Genomic DNA, 15,742 nt, shown 5'->3' on the forward strand with positions numbered 1-15,742 from the left:
TGTTTGGTGGAAAGGTAGCTGATCCTCTCATGGGTGTCTCCACCTCCGCCCCGGACAAGGGCGTCGCACTGGTCACGGTCGACTTCCCGCCCGTCAACGCGCTGCCCGTGCAGGGCTGGTACGACCTCGCCGACGCCCTGCGGGCCGCGGGCCGCGACCCCGAGGTCCGCTGCGTCGTCCTCGCCGCCGACGGCCGCGGCTTCAACGCCGGCGTCGACATCAAGGAGATGCAGCGCGACACCGGCCACGCGGCCCTGATCGGCGCCAACCGGGGCTGCTACGAGGCCTTCGCCGCCGTCTACGAGTGCGAGGTGCCGGTGGTCGCCGCCGTGAACGGCTTCTGCCTGGGCGGCGGGATCGGCCTGGTCGGCAACGCCGACGCGATCGTCGCCTCCGACGACGCCGTCTTCGGCCTGCCCGAGCTCGACCGGGGCGCGCTCGGCGCCGCCACCCACCTGGCCCGGCTGGTCCCCCAGCACCTGATGCGCGCCCTGTACTACACCTCGCGCACCGCGACCGCCGCCGAACTGCACGCCCACGGCTCGGTCTGGAAGGTGGTCGCGCCCGGGGCACTGCGCGGCGCCGCGCTGGAGCTGGCCGCCGAGATCGCACGGAAGGACGGCTACCTGATCCGGCTGGCGAAGGCGGCCATCAACGGCATCGACCCCGTGGACGTGCGCCGCAGCTACCGCTTCGAACAGGGCTTCACCTTCGAGGCCAACCTCAGCGGGGTGGCCGACCGGGTCCGCGACACCTTCGGGAAGGAAGAGCGCGCATGAGCGACAAGTCCATGACCGTCGATGAGGTGGTCGGGCGGCTGCGCAGCGGAATGACCCTCGGGATCGGCGGCTGGGGGTCCCGGCGCAAGCCCATGGCCCTGGTCAGAGCCCTACTCCGGTCCGAGATCACCGATCTCACCGTGGTCGCGTACGGCGGCCCGGACGTCGGCCTGCTGGCGGCCGCCGGCCGGATCCGCCGGCTCGTCGCCCCCTTCGTCACCCTCGACTCCGTCCCCCTGGAGCCCCACTACCGGGCCGCCCGCGAACGGGCCGCCTTCGCGCTCACCGAGTACGACGAGGCCATGTTCATGTGGGGCCTGCACGCCGCCGCCAACCGGCTGCCCTTCCTGCCGGTCCGGGCCGGCCTCGGCTCCGACGTGATGCGGGTCAACCCGGAGCTGCGCACCGTGACCTCGCCCTACGCCGACGGCGAGGAGCTCGTCGCCGTGCCCGCCCTGCGCCTGGACGCCGCCCTGGTCCACCTCAACCGCGCCGACCGCCTCGGCAACGCCCAGTACCTGGGCCCGGACCCGTACTTCGACGACCTGTTCTGCGAGGCCGCCGACGCCGCCTACGTCTCCTGCGAACAGCTCGTCGAGACCGCCGAGCTCGCCAAGGGCGGGCCGCCGCAGTCCCTGCTGATCAGCCGGCACTGCGTCACCGGGGTGGTGGAGACCCCGAACGGCGCGCACTTCACCTCCTGCGCGCCCGACTACGGCCGCGACGAGGCCTTCCAGAAGCTCTACGCGAGCACGCCCTGGCCCGAGTTCTCGGCCCGCTTCCTGTCCGGGGCGGGCGAGCACGACTACCAGCAGGCCGTCCGGGCCTGGCAGGAGGAGCAGCAGTGACCACGACGACCGCCACCCGCGCCGAGTACTGCGTGATCGCCTGCGCCGAGGCCTGGCGGGGCGACGGCGAGGTACTCGCCAGCCCGATGGGCCTGATCCCCTCCTTCGGGGCCCGGCTGGCGAAGCGGACCTTCTCCCCCGACCTGCTGCTCACGGACGGGGAGGCCCTGCTCGTCGGGCTCGACGGCACGCCCGAGGGCTGGCTCCCGTACCGGCGCCACCTGACCATGGTCACCGGCGGCCGGCGGCACGTGATGATGGGCGCGAGCCAGATCGACCGGTTCGGCAACCAGAACATCTCCTGCATCGGCGACTGGGAGCGGCCCGACCGCCAGCTGCTCGGTGTGCGCGGCGCTCCCGTGAACACCCTGAACAATCCGGTGAGTTACTGGATCCCCCGGCATTCGACGCGGGTGTTCGTCGAGCGCGTCGACATGGTCTGCGGCGTCGGCCACGACCGGGCCGCCGAGGCCGGGGTGACCCGCTTCCACCGGCTGCCGCGGGTCGTCAGCGACCTGGGCGTCTTCGACTTCGCCGGCCCCGGCCGCACGATGCGGCTGGCCTCCCTGCACCCCGGGGTCACCGTCGAGCAGGTCCGGGCGGCGACCGGTTTCGAGCTGGCGCTGCCCGACGAGGTCCCGTACACGCGGGAGCCGACCGGGCCCGAACTGCGGCTGATCCGCGAGGTCATCGATCCGAAGGGTCTGCGCGACCGGGAAGTGCGGGGCTGATCCGGTGGAGACGGCGTTCACGAAGCTGGTCGGGGTCCGGCACCCCATCGTGCAGACGGGCATGGGCTGGGTCGCCGGCCCCCGCCTGGTGTCGGCCGCGGCGAACGCCGGCGCCCTCGGCATCCTGGCCTCGGCGACGATGACCACGGAGCAGCTGCGCTCGGCGGTCCGCGAGGTCAGGTCCCGCGTCCCGGAGGGCACCCCCTTCGGCGTCAACCTGCGCGCCGACGCCGGGGACGCACCCGAACGCGTCCGGCTGATCATCGACGAGGGGGTGCGGGTCGCCTCCTTCGCACTCGCGCCGTCCGAGGAGCTGATCGGCCGGCTGAAGGACGCGGGCGTGGTCGTCATCCCATCGATCGGAGCCCGGCGGCACGCCGAGAAGGTGGCGGCCTGGGGCGCCGACGCGGTGATCGTGCAGGGCGGCGAGGGCGGCGGGCACACCGGGGACGTGGCCACCACCGTCCTGCTGCCGCAGGTCGTGGACGCCGTGGACATCCCGGTGGTCGCGGCGGGCGGCTTCGGCGACGGCCGCGGTCTGGTCGCGGCCCTGGCGTACGGGGCGGCGGGCATCGCGATGGGCACGCGGTTCCTGCTGACCTCGGACTCGACCGTCCCGGACGCGGTGAAGGCCGAGTACCTGAGGGCGACGGTCCGGGACGTCACCGTCACCACGGCCGTCGACGGGCTCCCGCACCGCATGCTCCGTACGGAGCTGGTCGAGTCCCTGGAGCGGGCCGGCCGGGCCCGGGCGCTGGTCCGGGCGGTCCGGCACGCGGCGGGCCTGCGCAAGCTGACCGGCCTGAGCTGGCCGCAGATGGTCCGCGACGGCCTGGCGATGAAGCACGGCAAGGACCTGTCCTGGAGCCAGGTCCTGCTGGCCGCGAACACTCCCATGCTCCTCAAGGCGTCCATGGTCGAGGGCCGCACGGACCTCGGCGTCATGGCATCGGGCCAGGTCGCGGGGGTGATCGACGATCTTCCGTCCTGTGCGGAGCTCGTCTCCCGCGTCATGGCCGAGGCCCACTCCGTGCTGGACCGTCTCCACGGGTCGCACGGACCGCACCCGCTCGACGCCCTGCCACCACCAGGGTGATCCCCCTTCTCCGTCACAGGAGTCGCTCCCATGAGCCGTGTCAGAATCCGCAGAGTGGCCGCGGCGGCCGTCGCCGCCTTCGCCCTCGCCGCCTCACCGACCGCCGCGTACGCGTCGGCGGCGCCCGCAGCCGGGGTCGCTGCCCGGCACCACCAGCAGGCTGAAACGATCCGCCAGATCACTCTCCAGGGCGCCGTCAACGTCCGCGACCTCGGCGGCTACCGCACCTGGACCGGCGGCCAGGTCCGCCAGGGCCTGGTCTACCGGTCCGACGCACTGGGCAAGCTGACCGATGCCGACGTCACCACCGTCTCCGGTCTCGGCCTCACGAAGGTCATCGACTTCCGCATCCCTATGGAGGTCCAGTACGACGGCGCCGACCGGCTGCCCGCAGGACTGTCCGCCACCGCCCGCCCGGTCAGCGACCTCGGCCTCTATGCGACCCTCGTCGGGGCCATCGGCAGCGGCGACCCCGTCACGCAGGAGCAGATGCTCGGCGGCGGGCGCGCCGAGGCCTACATGCGCGACATCTACCGCACGTTCGTGACGAGCCCCGAGAACCGGGCGCAGTTCGCGGCGACGCTGCGGGAGCTCGCGGACGGCCGGCAGGGCCCGGTCCTGTACCACTGCACGTCCGGCAAGGACCGGACGGGCTGGATGAGTTACGTGCTGCTGCGCGCCCTCGCCGTCCCCGAGGGCACCGCCGAGCGCGACTACCTGGCGTCGAACACCTTCCGCGCCGCCTACGACGCCAAGGTGCGGGCGGGTCTGAAGCAGTCGGGCCGGATGCAGAACCCGGACCTGCTGATCCCGCTCCAGGAGGTCCGCCAGGACTACCTGGACTCGGCGACGGCGCAGATGGAGGCCGACTACGGCAGCTTCTACGGCTACCTGACCGAGGGCCTCGGCCTGGACCTGCGGACGCTGGCGAAGCTGCAGAGCCGGCTGGTCCGGTAGCGGACACGACGACGGGCAGTGCGCGAAGCACTGCCCGTCGTCGTATACCGGTCGTCGTACGTCGGTCGTCGTCCGTCGCGGGGAGCGGATCAGACGGCGCGGCGGCGGCCCTGGCCGCCGGTGCCGACCCGGCTGCGCGCGGAGGCCGCGGCGGCGCCGCCGCCGGAGCCGCCCGTGCCGCGCCGGCCGCGCTCGCCGGAGCCGCCGGAGCCGCCCTGACCGCCGCCCTGGCCGCCGCGGCGGGCCTGGCCCGCGCCGGAGGCCGCCGGGGCCTGGCCGGAACCGGAGCCGCCGCCGGAACGGCGGCTGCGGCCGCCGGCCGCCGGGGCGCCGCCGGTGGCGGATCCGGTGCGCGGGCCGCCCGAGCGGCGGCGCGAGCCGGAGCCCGAACCGGAGCCGCTGCGCGCCTTCGGCGCGGGCTGCTGCGGCACTTCCAGCACCACCGGGATGCCCGAGGGCTCCTTGGCGCCGGTCAGCCGGGCCAGCTCCTCGTCGGAGGACTTGATCTGCGCGGTGCGCGGGGAGATCCCGGCGTCCGACATCAGCCGGGTCATGTCCCGCTTCTGGTCGGGCAGCACCAGCGTGACCACGCTGCCGGACTCGCCGGCGCGCGCGGTGCGGCCACCGCGGTGCAGGTAGTCCTTGTGGTCGGTGGGCGGGTCCACGTTGACGACGAGGTCGAGGTCGTCGATGTGGATGCCGCGGGCCGCCACGTTGGTGGCGATCAGCGCGGTGACCTCGCCCGTCTTGAACCAGTCCAGGGTGCGGTTGCGCTGCGGCTGGGAGCGGCCGCCGTGCAGGCCGGAGGCGCGTACGCCGTCCGCCAGGAGCTTCTTGACCATGCGGTCCACGCCGCGCTTGGTGTCCACGAACATGATCACCCGGCCGTCGCGGGCGGCTATGCGCGTCGCCACGGCCTTCTTGTCGGTCTCGTCCATGACGTACAGGACGTGGTGCTCCATGGTGGTGACCGCGCCGGCCGACGGGTCGACGGAGTGGCCGACCGGGTCGGACAGGAACATCTTGACGAGCTTGTCGATGTTCTTGTCGAGGGTCGCCGAGAAGAGCATGGTCTGGCCCTCGGGCCGGACCTGCTTGAGCAGCGCGGTGACCTGCGGCATGAAGCCCATGTCGGTCATCTGGTCGGCCTCGTCGAGGACGGTGATCGACACCTGCGAGAGGTCCGCGTCACCGCGGTCGATGAGGTCCTTCAGACGGCCGGGGGTGGCGACGAGCACCTCGGCGCCGCGGCGCAGGGCGCCCGACTGCCGGTTGATCGACATGCCGCCGACGACGGTGGCGATGCGCAGGTTGACGGCCGTGGCGTACGGAGCCAGGGAGTCGGTGACCTGCTGCGCGAGCTCGCGGGTCGGTACGAGGACCATCGCGAGCGGCGCCTTCGGCTCCGCGCGGCGGCCGGCGGTACGGGCCAGCAGCGCCAGGCCGAAGGCGAGGGTCTTGCCGGAGCCGGTGCGGCCGCGGCCGAGCAGGTCGCGGCCGGCGAGGGAGTTCGGCAGGGTCGCGGCCTGGATGGGGAACGGCTCGGTGACGCCCTGGGCGGCGAGGGTCTTCAGCAGCGCCTCGGGCATGTCCATGTCCTCGAACGCGGCGACCGGCGGCAGCGCCGGGACGGTCGGCTCGGGCATGGTGAATTCCTGCGGCCGGGGTGCGGGCGGGGCGGACTTCTGCCGTCCCGCGCCAGCCTTCGGACGCCCCTGGGCCGCTCCTCGTCCCCGGGTGGGGCGGCGGCTGGGACGTGCGGAGCTGGAGCTGGTCATGCGAGAAAGCCCTCCTGAAACCGGCAGGTAGAACAAAGGTCGAGACAGCAGACAAGCCGGGGCCCGCACCTCGCGGTGCGGACCCCGGCATGCTGAAGAAATTAGGCGGGGATGATGTTCTCCGCCTGGGGGCCCTTCTGGCCCTGCGTCACGTCGAAGGACACGCGCTGGCCCTCGGTGAGCTCACGGAAGCCCTGGGTGGCGATGTTCGAGTAGTGGGCGAACACGTCCGGACCGCCACCGTCCTGCTCGATGAAGCCGAAGCCCTTTTCCGAGTTGAACCACTTCACGGTGCCAAGTGCCATTTTGAATCTCCTGAATAGGCGGCAAGGGCCCCATCCGGAGATCCCGGGAAAAACAATAAAAGCGCCTGAGGAACATTCCCGTCAGGCGCACATAAAGTTCATGGGTACCACAACTGCAACGCTGCCTAAGCTAGCACATCCTGGTCCCGAGGTGTGGACGGGCGGGTGTGAACTGCGCCCCGCGTGCTACCGGCCGGGGCTCGGAAGTGCCTGGTGGCGGGCTCCCCCAGCTGGTTTGATCATCGGATGGCAGCGATCAGAGAGCCCTGGGGGCTCAGTGTGCTCGGTGCGGGCAGCGTGTCCGCCGAACCCCGTCTCGCCTTCGTGGACCTTGCGGTCGACCTCATGGCCCCGACGCCGAAGGTGGCCTTCGCGGAGGCGGGGGCGGCCGTCGCCCGGCTGCGGCAGACCCTGCGGGACCACGGCATACCGGACGCGGACGTCTCCGGCTCGCGGCTGCGGCTGACCTCGCAGCACAGCGGGTACGGCGCGGACCGCGCCTTCCTCGGCTACAGCTGCGAGGCGCGGTACACGGTGCAGACGGAGGCGCTCGACCGGATCGAGCTGCTGATCGAGGACGCCGTCGCGGCCGGCGCGAACCGCGTCGACGACGTGCGCTTCGAGGTCCTGGACAAGCCCGCGATGCGCGACGAGGCGCGGCAGCGCGCGGTGGCGGCCGCCCGGCGCAAGGCCGAGGTCTACGCGGAGGCCTGCGGGGTCGAGCTGGGAGCGGTGATCCACATCGAGGACGTGAACCCGGAGTTCGGCGGCGGCCACGGCCACAGCGTCGGCGGCGCGGACCACGAGCACGACGGCACCCTCGCCCCGGGCTCGGTCCGCGTCGACGCCGCGGTCCTCCTCGGTTTCGCCCTGGTCTCCTCCTGACCGCCGCGGCGGGGGCGGCGGACCGCCGGCCCCGCCGGGACGCGCCGGGCCCCGCCGGGACGCGCCGGACACCCCTCAGAGGCGTTCGATGATCGTCACGTTGGCCTGGCCGCCGCCCTCGCACATGGTCTGGAGGCCGAACCGGCCGCCGGTGCGTTCCAGCTCGTGCAGGAGGGTGGTCATCAGCCTGACCCCGGTCGCGCCGAGCGGGTGGCCCAGGGCGATGGCGCCGCCGTTGACGTTGACGCGTTCCGGGTCGGCGCCGGTCTCCTTCAGCCAGGCCAGCACGACCGGGGCGAAGGCCTCGTTGATCTCCACCAGGTCGATGTCGGCCAGTGACATGCCGGTCTTCTTCAGGGCGTACGCCGTCGCCGGGATGGGTGCGGACAGCATGCGGATGGGGTCCTCGCCGCGCACCGAGAGGTGGTGGATGCGGGCCCGGGGCCGCAGGCCGTGTTCGCGGACGGCCCGCTCGGAGGCGAGCAGCATGGCCGCCGCGCCGTCGGAGACCTGGGAGGAGACGGCGGCGGTGATGGTGCCGCCCTCGACGACGGGCTTCAGCGCCGCCATCTTCTCCGCGGTGGTGTCCCGGCGCGGCCCCTCGTCCGCGGCGACGGCCCCGTAGGGCGCGATCTCGCGGTCGAAGCGGCCCTCGTCGGCGGCGCGCACGGCCCGCCGGTGGGAGGTGAGCGCGTACTCCTCCATGTCGCGGCGCGAGATCCCCCACTTCCGGGCGATCAACTGGGCGCCGTGGAACTGGTTGACGGGGGCGTCGCCGTACCGGGCGCGCCAGCCCGCGGAGCCCGCGTAGGGGCCCTCGGTGAGGCCCAGGGGTTCGGCGGCCTGCCGTGAGGCGAAGGCGATCGGGATCATCGACATGTTCTGGGTGCCGCCGGCGACCACCAGGTCCTGGGTGCCGGAGAGCACTCCCTGCGCGGCGAAGTGCACCGCCTGCTGGGAGGAGCCGCACTGGCGGTCGACGGTGACCCCGGGGACCTCCTCGGGCAGGCCGGCGGCGAGCCATGCGGTGCGGGCGATGTCCCCGGCCTGCGGGCCGACCGTGTCGAGGCAGCCGAAGACCACGTCCTCCACGGCCGCCGGGTCCACCCCGGAGCGTGCGACGAGTTCCCTCAGGACGTGTGCGCCGAGGTCGGCCGGGTGGACGGCGGACAGACCGCCTCCGCGCCGCCCCACGGGGGTGCGCACGGCGTCGACTATGTAGGCCTCGGGCATCGGGACTCCTCGGACGGTCGGACCGGTCGGACCGGTCAGGTGGGGCGCAGGGCGATCCCGTCCAGGACCATCGACAGGTACTGGCGGGCGATCTCGTCGGGGCTGTGCTGTCCGCCCGGCCGGTACCAGGAGGCCGCCACCCAGACCGTGTCGCGCACGAAGCGGTAGGTGAGGCGGATGTCGAGGTCGGCCCGGAAGACCTGGGCGGCGACCCCCCGCTCCAGCGTCCCCAGCCAGGCCTTCTCGAACTTCACTTGCGAGTCGGACAGGTAGTGGAAGCGGGGCTGGGCGGAGAGGGTGCGGGCTTCCTTCTGGTAGATCGCGACGGCGGCGCGGTGCCGGTCGATCTCGCGGAAGGACTCGGTGACGAGGGCCTCGATGGTCTCCCTGGGGCCGAGTCCGGCGGCGAGGACGGCGTCGTAGCCGTCCCACAGCTCGGTCAGGAAGGCCGAGAGGATCTCGTCGAGCATCGATTCCTTGGAATCGAAGTGGTAGTAGAGGCTGCCGGCGAGCATCCCGGCGGCGTCGGCGATCTTGCGGACGGTGGTGGCGTTGTAGCCCTGGGCGGCGAAGACCTCGGCGGCGGTGTCGAGGAGTTCGCGGCGCCGCTCGGGCGAGGGGGTCACCTGCGGCTTCTTCTTGGCTGCGGGCTGGGCCGCGGGCTTGTTCGTGGGCACGCGTCCATTGTCGGGCTAGGCGCGCTGGCTGCTGACGGACACCGTCTCGCCGGTCATGTACGACGCGTAGCCGCTGGCCAGGAAGACGATGACGTTGGCGACCTCCCAGGGCTCGGCGTACCGGCCGAAGGCCTCGCGGGCGGTGAGTTCGGCGAGGAGCTCCTCACTGGTGACCTTCACCAGGTGCGGGTGCATGGCCAGGCTCGGGGCGACCGCGTTGACGCGTACGCCGAACCCCGCGGCCTCCAGGGCCGCGCAGCGGGTGAGCGCCATGACCCCGGCCTTGGCGGCGGCGTAGTGGGCCTGGCCGGTCTGGGCGCGCCAGCCGACGACGGAGGCGTTGTTGACGACGACTCCGCCCCCGCCGGATGCCTTGAAGGAGCGCAGTGCGGCGCGGGTGCAGCGGAAGGTGCCGTTCAGGGTGACGTCGAGGACGCGGGTCCACTGTTCGTCGGTCATGTCGACGAGGGCCGCGGTGCCGCCGAGCCCGGCGTTGTTGACGACGATGTCGAGCTGGCCGTGGGCCTGTTCGGCGAGCGCGAAGAGGGCGCGGACCTGGTCCTCGTCGGTGACGTCGCAGGGCAGGGAGGCGACGCGGCCGGCTCCGAACTCGGCCGTGAGCGCGTCCTCGGTCTCCTTGAGCCGGCGGGCGTGGGCGTCGCCGATGACGATGCGGGCGCCCTCCTCCAGGAAGCGGCGGGCGGTGGCCCCGCCGATCCCGGCCCCCGCGGCGGCGGTGATGACGGCGGTGCGGCCCTGCAGCAGGTGGTGGCCGGCGGTGTACCGGGGCTCGTTCATGCGAACTCCTCGACGCTGCTCATGGCCGTACGTTAACCTACCAAACACTTGTTAGGGAAGTGACGGCGTTCGAGGAGGCGGGCACCCGATGGACCTGACCCAGACGGCGGAGGTGGCGGCCTTCCGGGCCGAGGCGCGCGCCTGGCTGGCCGACCACGTACCCGCCTCCCCCCTGCCCTCGCTGGAGACCCGGGAGGGCTTCGCCGCGCACCGGGAGTGGGAGGCCCTGCTGCACGCCGACCGCTGGGCGGTGGTGTCCTGGCCCGAGGAGTACGGCGGCCGGGGCGTCGACCTCGTGAAGTGGCTGGTCTTCGAGGAGGAGTACTGGGCGGCGGGCGCGCCCGGCCGGGTCTCGCAGAACGGCATCAGCCTGCTGGCACCGACGCTCTTCGACCACGCGACGGCGGAGCAGCGGGCGCGCGTGCTGCCGCCGATGGCGGGCGGAGAGGTCGTCTGGGCGCAGGCCTGGTCGGAGCCGGAGGCGGGCTCCGACCTGGCCTCGCTGACCTCGCGCGCGGTCCGCGCGGAGGGCGGCTGGCTGCTGTCCGGGCAGAAGACCTGGTCCTCGCGGGCGGCCTTCGCCGACCGGGCCTTCGGCATCTTCCGCACCGACCCGGACGCCCCGAAACCGCACCAGGGGCTGACGTACCTGATGTTCGACCTGCGGGCGCCCGGGGTCACGGTGCGGCCCATCGGCCGCCTCGACGGTAAGCCGGCCTTCGCGGAACTCTTCCTGGACGAGGTCTTCGTACCGGACGAGGACGTGATCGGGGAGCCCGGGCAGGGCTGGCGGATCGCGATGTCGACCACCGGCAACGAGCGCGGGCTGACCCTGCGCTCCCCCGGCCGGTTCCTGGCGGCCGCGGACCGGCTGGCCGCCCTGTGGCGCGCCCAGGGGGACCCCGCCGACACGGCGCTGGCCGACCGGGTGGCCGACGCGGTGGTCGGGGCGCGCGCCTACGAGCTGTTCACCTGGGCCGGCGCCTCCCGCTTCGCGGCGGGCGGGGCCGTGGGCGCCGAGTCCAGTCTGAACAAGGTGTTCTGGTCGGAGTACGACATCGCCCTGCACGAGACGGCGCTGGACCTGCTGGGCGCCGACGCCGAGCTCGCGGACGGGGAGTGGGCCGAGCCGTGGGTCTTCTCGCTGGCCGGGCCGATCTACGCGGGAACGAACGAGATCCAGCGCGACATCATCGCCGAGCGGCTGCTCGGCCTGCCGAAGGGCCGCCGCTGATGCGCTTCCTGCCGACCGACGAGCAGTCGGACTTCGCCCGTACGCTGCGCTCCCTGCTGGGCTCGGCGCAGGTCCCGGCGGCGGTACGGGCCTGGGCGGACGGCGATCACGGGCCCGGGCTGGCGCTGCGGTCGCGGCTCGCCGGGACGGGCCTGTTCGCGCTGGCCGCACCCGAGGCGTACGAGGGGGCCGGCCTGCTGCCGCTGGAACTGGCGCTGGGCTTCGTGGAGCTGGGCCGGGCGGGCGTGCCGGGGCCGGCGGTGGAGAGCGCGGCGGTGTCGGTGCTGCTTTCGGAGCTGGGGGACGAGGCCCTCGCCAAGCGGTTCCTGCCGGACCTGGTCGCGGGCCGGGCCTGGGCGACGCTGACGCTGCCGGGCGGAAGTCCCTACGCCCTGGACGCGGACGCGGCGGCGCACTGCTTCACCGTGTCGGCGGCGGGCGAACTGCGGCTCGCCGCACCGGACCCGGCCCCGGGGGAAGCGCTGCGGTCCACGGACCCGGCGCGGCGGCTGTCCCGGCCCGCGGTGGCCGGGGGCGAACTCCTCGCGGCGGGCCCGGCGGTGGCCCGCGCGGCCGGGGCGGCCGGGCGCTGGGCCCGGCTGCTGACGGCGGCCCAGTGCCTGGGCGTCGGCGAGGCCCTGCTGGAGCGGACGGTCGGATACGTCAAGCAGCGCACCCAGTTCGGGACGCCGATCGGCTCCTTCCAGGCGGTCAAGCACCGGCTGGCCGACACCCTGCTGGCCCTGGAGTTCGCCCGCCCGCTGGTGTGGGCGGCGGCGCTGACGCTGGCACCGGGCGACGTGGCGGCCGCGAAGCTGCGGTGCGGCGAGGCGGCGTACCGCGCGGCGATGACGGCGCTCCAGCTCCACGGTGCGGTCGGCTACACCGAGGAGCTGGACCTGTCGCTGTGGCTGCGCAAGGCGCGCCCGCTGCGGGACGCCTGGGGCACGCCGTCGGCCTGCCGGGCCGAGGTCCTGCGGTCGGTCACACCCGGGTGACATGGAGGCTGACGACGTAGCTCTCCTCGACGGTGCCGTCGGGGAAGAGCGGGGCGAGCAGCTCCCGTTCGGCGGCGAAGTAGGCGCGGGTGCCGGCCTCGCCCAGCATCAGGAAGGCGGAGTGGCTGGCGAGGTTGGCGAGGTGCGCGTCCAGCGGGATGCGCCGGGACCAGCGCACGGACCGGCTGGTGAACCCGCCGAGCCCGCGGGGCAGCGTACGGAAGCCGTTGCCCTTGGCCGCGCCGAAGAAGTCCGCCAGCCGCTCCTCCTGCTCGGCGATCCAGGGCACGGTGAGGTCCGCGTCGTTCCACCAGATGGCCAGCGCACCGCCCGGGCGCAGCACGCGGCGGGCCTCGGGGACGGAGCGGGCCGGGTCGGTCCAGTGCCAGGCCTGGGCGTAGGTGAGCAGGTCGAACGCGCCGGTGGCCAGCGGAAGCCGGTCCCCGTCGCCGCGCACGACCGGGATCGCGGGGTGCGCCCGGCGCAGCTGCGCGGCCATCCCGTCCCCGGGCTCCACGGCGACGACCTCGGCGCCGCGCTCGTGCAGCAGGGCGGTGGCGATGCCGGTGCCGGCGCCCACGTCGGCCACGCGCGCCCCGGCGAGCGGGCGGTCGGCGAGCTCCTCGACGGCGTCGAGGAGGGCCGGCGGGTAGCCGGGCCGGTGAGCGGCGTAGGAAGCGGCTGCGGCATCGAAGGAACGGGCACGTGTCGTCATGCGTCCATTGTTTTCGATCACACGTACCAGGCAACAAGATCGAGGTATCAGGACATGCGCAGGACCATCTCCGCCATGACGCTGTGCGCGGCGGCGCTGCTGCTCACCGGCTGCGGGAGTGCGGAGCCGAAGCCCGCCCCGGAGGGCGGGAAGCAGCAGCCGCAGCCCGCGGCCTCGCAGGACCAGGGCCAGAAGCCCGCGCCGGCCCCGGCCGCCGGCGGCGGCGCGAAGCACGACGTGACCCTGGAGGTCGGCGGTACGGGCAGGACGGCCGTCATGTACAACGGCCTCGGCAGCGGCTTCGAGCAGCAGGACCTGCCGTGGTCGAAGTCGGGCACGGCCGAACTGACCGCCGCGGAGCAGAAGGTGGGCTACCTGGTCAGCGTCGTCCCCGGCACGGTCACGGGCGCCGACGGCAAGCTCCAGCAGGCCCCCTGCACCATCAAGGTGGACGGCAAGGTCGTCGCGCAGAGCGACGGCGTGACGAACGTGAAGGGCTGCTCCTACACGATCAAGCAGTAGCCGGCGGACCCCTGCGCCACCCTGCCGCGGTGCCGCGCGCCACGCGCCGCCCTGCCGCCCTGCCGTCCTGCCGTCAGGCGGGAGAACGGCGCAGGGAGATCCGGACCAGGACGGCGGTCTGGAGCAGCAGGAGGGCGCCGGTGCCGGCCGCCTGCCACAACGGCCGTTCGGGGCGGCCGCCCGGGGCCCAGGCCGGCCCGTCGGGATCCACCGTCACCGTCAGCCGCGCCCCGACCGCGAGGTCCATCGTCAGCGGGCCGGGCAGCTCGCGGCCGGCCTCGGTGCGCAGGCGCAGCGAGGGTGACAGGCCGCCGCCGTCCTCCACCATCGTCCGCCCGGCGACCACCGCCACCTCCTCCCGGCCCCGGTCGTGCAGGACGTGCCGGTCCCAGGTGATCCCGCCGAGCACGGCGATCCCGACGGCGGTGAGCGCCACGGCGGTACGGGCCACGAACTCGGCGTCCGTGCCGTGCGGTACGGCCGCGCCGGCGACGAAGACGGCCAGCAGGACCGGAACCCAGAGGCCCTCCGGCCCGCGCAGCATCCAGATCGCGCCGAACTCCACCGCCAGGAGGAGGCAGTTGCGCAGGACCGCTCCCGTCAGCCTCCGTGTCAGATCAGCCATGGACACATCATGCCCGGGCCCGGCGGAGCGGGGGCACCCCGTCCGCCAGGCGGTCGCGGGGCCGTGATCGGGCAGGCGTCAGGCGGTGGTCATCCCGCCGTCGACCGTGAACTCGGCGCCCGTCACGTACGAGGACGCGTCCGAGCAGAGGAAGAGGACGAGCTCGGCGACCTCCTCCGGCCGCCCGATCCGCCCCAGCGGCAGGTGCGACCAGTCCCGCCCCTCCACGGCCCCGGCCACCATCGGGGTGTCGATGGCCCCCGGGTGCACCGAGTTCACGCGGATGCGGTCACCGGCCAGGTCGAGCGCCGCCGACCGGGTCAGCCCGCGCAGGGCGAACTTGGTGGAGCCGTAGGCCGCGTGGCCCGGTATCCCGACCAGCCCGGCGGTGGAGGAGACGTTGACGATCGAGCCGCCCCCGCCCGCCCGCAGCACCGGGGCCACCGCCTGGATGCCGAGGAACGGTCCCAGCAGGTTGACCCGCAGGAGGGCCTCGAAGTCGTCGAGCCGCTGCTTCTCCACGTGGGCCGTGCGCCACAGGGCGGCATTGTTGACCAGGGCCGACACGGTGCCGAAGGCGCGGACCGCCTCGGTGATCACCGCCGCCCAGCTCGCCGGGTCCGCGACGTCGTGGCGTACGTAGAGCCCCCGGTCGCCCAGTTCGGCGGCGACGGCCCGGCCCTCGTCCTCCCGTACGTCGGTGACCACGACCCGCGCGCCGGCCCCGGCGAAGAGCCGCGCCCCGGCGGCTCCCTGGCCGCGCCCGGCGCCGGTGATGACGACGACCTTCCCGTCCAGCCCGGTGCGCGCCACTTCCATCCCCTCCCCATATGACGATTAGGCATACTTCTAGCAGGCGGGTCCGTCGGGCGGAAGGGCGCCGGGGGCGCCACGGGAGCCGGTCGTAGACTGCCCTGCGTGGCCGACGAGACGAACACGCGCGCGCTCCCCGCGACCGGCTGGGCGGTGCTCGGACTGCTCTCCTTCGGGGAGGAGCTCTCCGGCTACGACCTGAAGAAGTGGTCGGACCTCTCCTTGCGGTTCTTCTACTGGAGCCCGTCCTTCAGCCAGATCTACAGCGAGCTCAAGCGCCTGGAGAAGGCGGGCTACGCGACCTCGCGCCGGATCGGCCACGACACCGGGACGCGCGACAAGCGGGTCTACCGGATCACCGACGAGGGCATGGCGGCCGTTCGGGACTGGGCCCGGACGGCCCCGGTCGACCCGCCCGTCCTCAAGCACGGGCCGATGCTGCGACTGTGGCTGGGACACCTGCTGGAGCCGGAGCAGATGCGCGAACTCCTGCTCCAGCAGCAGGAGTTCGCTGAGGACATGCGCCGCCGCGCGGCGGCGGACGCGGAAGCGGCGCAGGCCGACCCGGCCTGGGCCTACCCCGCCCTCACCCTCAAGTGGGCCGAGCGCTACTACGCCTCGGAGCGGGACCTGGCGGCCGCCGCGCTGGACGACATCGCCGGGCTCGGCGGGGCCGGCGGGCCCGACCGGGGCCGGTCGGCCGATCCGTCGTCGTAGCCCGCGGCGGCGGCCCTTCCCCGTACCCTCG

Annotated in this window: 18 protein-coding genes; 10 read left to right on the forward strand and 8 right to left on the reverse strand. The window is 73.7% G+C overall.

Annotated features, from left to right (window positions below):
* Positions 1-29 precede the first annotated feature (29 nt).
* From AB0O53_RS11515 to AB0O53_RS11535, 5 genes are read left to right on the forward strand one after another with little or no spacing between them, the layout of a single operon-like run.
* A complete protein-coding gene (locus AB0O53_RS11515; RefSeq protein WP_350996164.1) occupies positions 30-779 on the forward strand; it encodes an enoyl-CoA hydratase family protein in 750 nt (249 codons plus the stop codon).
* Positions 776-1,627 carry a CoA transferase subunit A gene (locus AB0O53_RS11520; protein WP_350996167.1) on the forward strand — a complete coding sequence of 284 codons (852 nt, stop codon included), beginning with the start codon at positions 776-778 and terminating at the stop codon, positions 1,625-1,627. Before AB0O53_RS11515 ends, AB0O53_RS11520 begins: the two co-directional genes overlap by 4 nt.
* Positions 1,624-2,358: a CoA-transferase subunit beta gene (locus AB0O53_RS11525; RefSeq protein ID WP_365194738.1), complete on the forward strand. Its 735-nt coding sequence runs from the start codon at positions 1,624-1,626 to the stop codon at positions 2,356-2,358. The genes AB0O53_RS11520 and AB0O53_RS11525 overlap by 4 nt, the downstream gene beginning before the upstream one ends.
* Before the next feature lie 4 nt (positions 2,359-2,362).
* Complete coding sequence (locus AB0O53_RS11530; RefSeq protein WP_365194741.1) at positions 2,363-3,454, forward strand: NAD(P)H-dependent flavin oxidoreductase; 1,092 nt, start codon at positions 2,363-2,365, stop codon at positions 3,452-3,454.
* Positions 3,455-3,484: 30 nt separating this feature from the next.
* A complete protein-coding gene (locus tag AB0O53_RS11535) occupies positions 3,485-4,411 on the forward strand; it encodes a tyrosine-protein phosphatase (protein ID WP_365194743.1) in 927 nt (308 codons plus the stop codon).
* A gap of 89 nt (positions 4,412-4,500) precedes the next feature.
* Here the strand turns inward: AB0O53_RS11535 and AB0O53_RS11540 are convergent, their stop codons facing one another.
* On the reverse strand, positions 4,501-6,189 hold the full coding sequence (locus AB0O53_RS11540; protein ID WP_350996179.1) for a DEAD/DEAH box helicase: 1,689 nt from the start codon (positions 6,187-6,189) through the stop codon (positions 4,501-4,503).
* Between the two features lie 101 nt (positions 6,190-6,290).
* Positions 6,291-6,494 carry a cold-shock protein gene (locus tag AB0O53_RS11545; RefSeq protein ID WP_030028954.1) on the reverse strand — a complete coding sequence of 68 codons (204 nt, stop codon included), beginning with the start codon at positions 6,492-6,494 and terminating at the stop codon, positions 6,291-6,293.
* A 246-nt stretch (positions 6,495-6,740) separates the two neighbouring features.
* Between AB0O53_RS11545 and AB0O53_RS11550 the strand changes: the two genes are divergently transcribed.
* Positions 6,741-7,379 (forward strand): SIMPL domain-containing protein, encoded by a 639-nt coding sequence (locus tag AB0O53_RS11550; RefSeq protein ID WP_350996182.1) that lies wholly within the window; start codon positions 6,741-6,743, stop codon positions 7,377-7,379.
* A gap of 75 nt (positions 7,380-7,454) precedes the next feature.
* Here AB0O53_RS11550 and AB0O53_RS11555 read toward each other — a convergent pair whose 3' ends face one another.
* The 3 genes from AB0O53_RS11555 to AB0O53_RS11565 are packed head-to-tail and all read right to left on the reverse strand — an operon-like array spanning position 7,455 to position 10,087.
* Entirely contained in the window at positions 7,455-8,612 is a 1,158-nt protein-coding gene (locus AB0O53_RS11555) for an acetyl-CoA C-acetyltransferase (protein ID WP_365194748.1), read from the reverse strand.
* A 35-nt stretch (positions 8,613-8,647) separates the two neighbouring features.
* On the reverse strand, positions 8,648-9,289 hold the full coding sequence (locus tag AB0O53_RS11560) for a TetR/AcrR family transcriptional regulator (RefSeq protein WP_350996188.1): 642 nt from the start codon (positions 9,287-9,289) through the stop codon (positions 8,648-8,650).
* Positions 9,290-9,304: 15 nt separating this feature from the next.
* Entirely contained in the window at positions 9,305-10,087 is a 783-nt protein-coding gene (locus AB0O53_RS11565) for an SDR family oxidoreductase (protein WP_365194751.1), read from the reverse strand.
* An 88-nt stretch (positions 10,088-10,175) separates the two neighbouring features.
* Between AB0O53_RS11565 and AB0O53_RS11570 the strand changes: the two genes are divergently transcribed.
* Positions 10,176-11,321 carry an acyl-CoA dehydrogenase family protein gene (locus AB0O53_RS11570; protein WP_350996192.1) on the forward strand — a complete coding sequence of 382 codons (1,146 nt, stop codon included), beginning with the start codon at positions 10,176-10,178 and terminating at the stop codon, positions 11,319-11,321.
* On the forward strand, positions 11,321-12,319 hold the full coding sequence (locus AB0O53_RS11575; RefSeq protein ID WP_365194754.1) for an acyl-CoA dehydrogenase family protein: 999 nt from the start codon (positions 11,321-11,323) through the stop codon (positions 12,317-12,319). Before AB0O53_RS11570 ends, AB0O53_RS11575 begins: the two co-directional genes overlap by 1 nt.
* On the opposite strand, the gene AB0O53_RS11580 is transcribed toward AB0O53_RS11575, so the two are convergent.
* Positions 12,306-13,034: a class I SAM-dependent methyltransferase gene (locus tag AB0O53_RS11580; RefSeq protein ID WP_365194756.1), complete on the reverse strand. Its 729-nt coding sequence runs from the start codon at positions 13,032-13,034 to the stop codon at positions 12,306-12,308. The two genes, AB0O53_RS11575 and AB0O53_RS11580, sit on opposite strands and share 14 nt — an antisense overlap.
* A 54-nt stretch (positions 13,035-13,088) precedes the next feature.
* Here AB0O53_RS11580 and AB0O53_RS11585 point away from each other — a divergent pair, with 54 nt between their 5' ends.
* Positions 13,089-13,556: an LptM family lipoprotein gene (locus AB0O53_RS11585; RefSeq protein WP_365194758.1), complete on the forward strand. Its 468-nt coding sequence runs from the start codon at positions 13,089-13,091 to the stop codon at positions 13,554-13,556.
* A 73-nt stretch (positions 13,557-13,629) separates the two neighbouring features.
* Here AB0O53_RS11585 and AB0O53_RS11590 read toward each other — a convergent pair whose 3' ends face one another.
* Together AB0O53_RS11590 and AB0O53_RS11595 are read right to left on the reverse strand one after the other, a co-directional pair.
* The gene (locus AB0O53_RS11590; protein ID WP_350996204.1) at positions 13,630-14,181 is read right to left on the reverse strand and encodes a hypothetical protein; all 552 of its coding nucleotides are present in this window, start codon (positions 14,179-14,181) and stop codon (positions 13,630-13,632) included.
* Between the two features lie 78 nt (positions 14,182-14,259).
* Complete coding sequence (locus tag AB0O53_RS11595) at positions 14,260-14,994, reverse strand: glucose 1-dehydrogenase (protein ID WP_365194761.1); 735 nt, start codon at positions 14,992-14,994, stop codon at positions 14,260-14,262.
* Between the two features lie 105 nt (positions 14,995-15,099).
* Between AB0O53_RS11595 and AB0O53_RS11600 the strand changes: the two genes are divergently transcribed.
* Positions 15,100-15,711, forward strand: a complete 612-nt coding sequence (locus tag AB0O53_RS11600) for a PadR family transcriptional regulator (RefSeq protein WP_365194763.1) — start codon at positions 15,100-15,102, stop codon at positions 15,709-15,711.
* Positions 15,712-15,742 lie beyond the last annotated feature (31 nt).

It is taken from the genome of Streptomyces erythrochromogenes (assembly GCF_040684695.1).
GTDB lineage: Bacteria > Actinomycetota > Actinomycetes > Streptomycetales > Streptomycetaceae > Streptomyces > Streptomyces erythrochromogenes_C.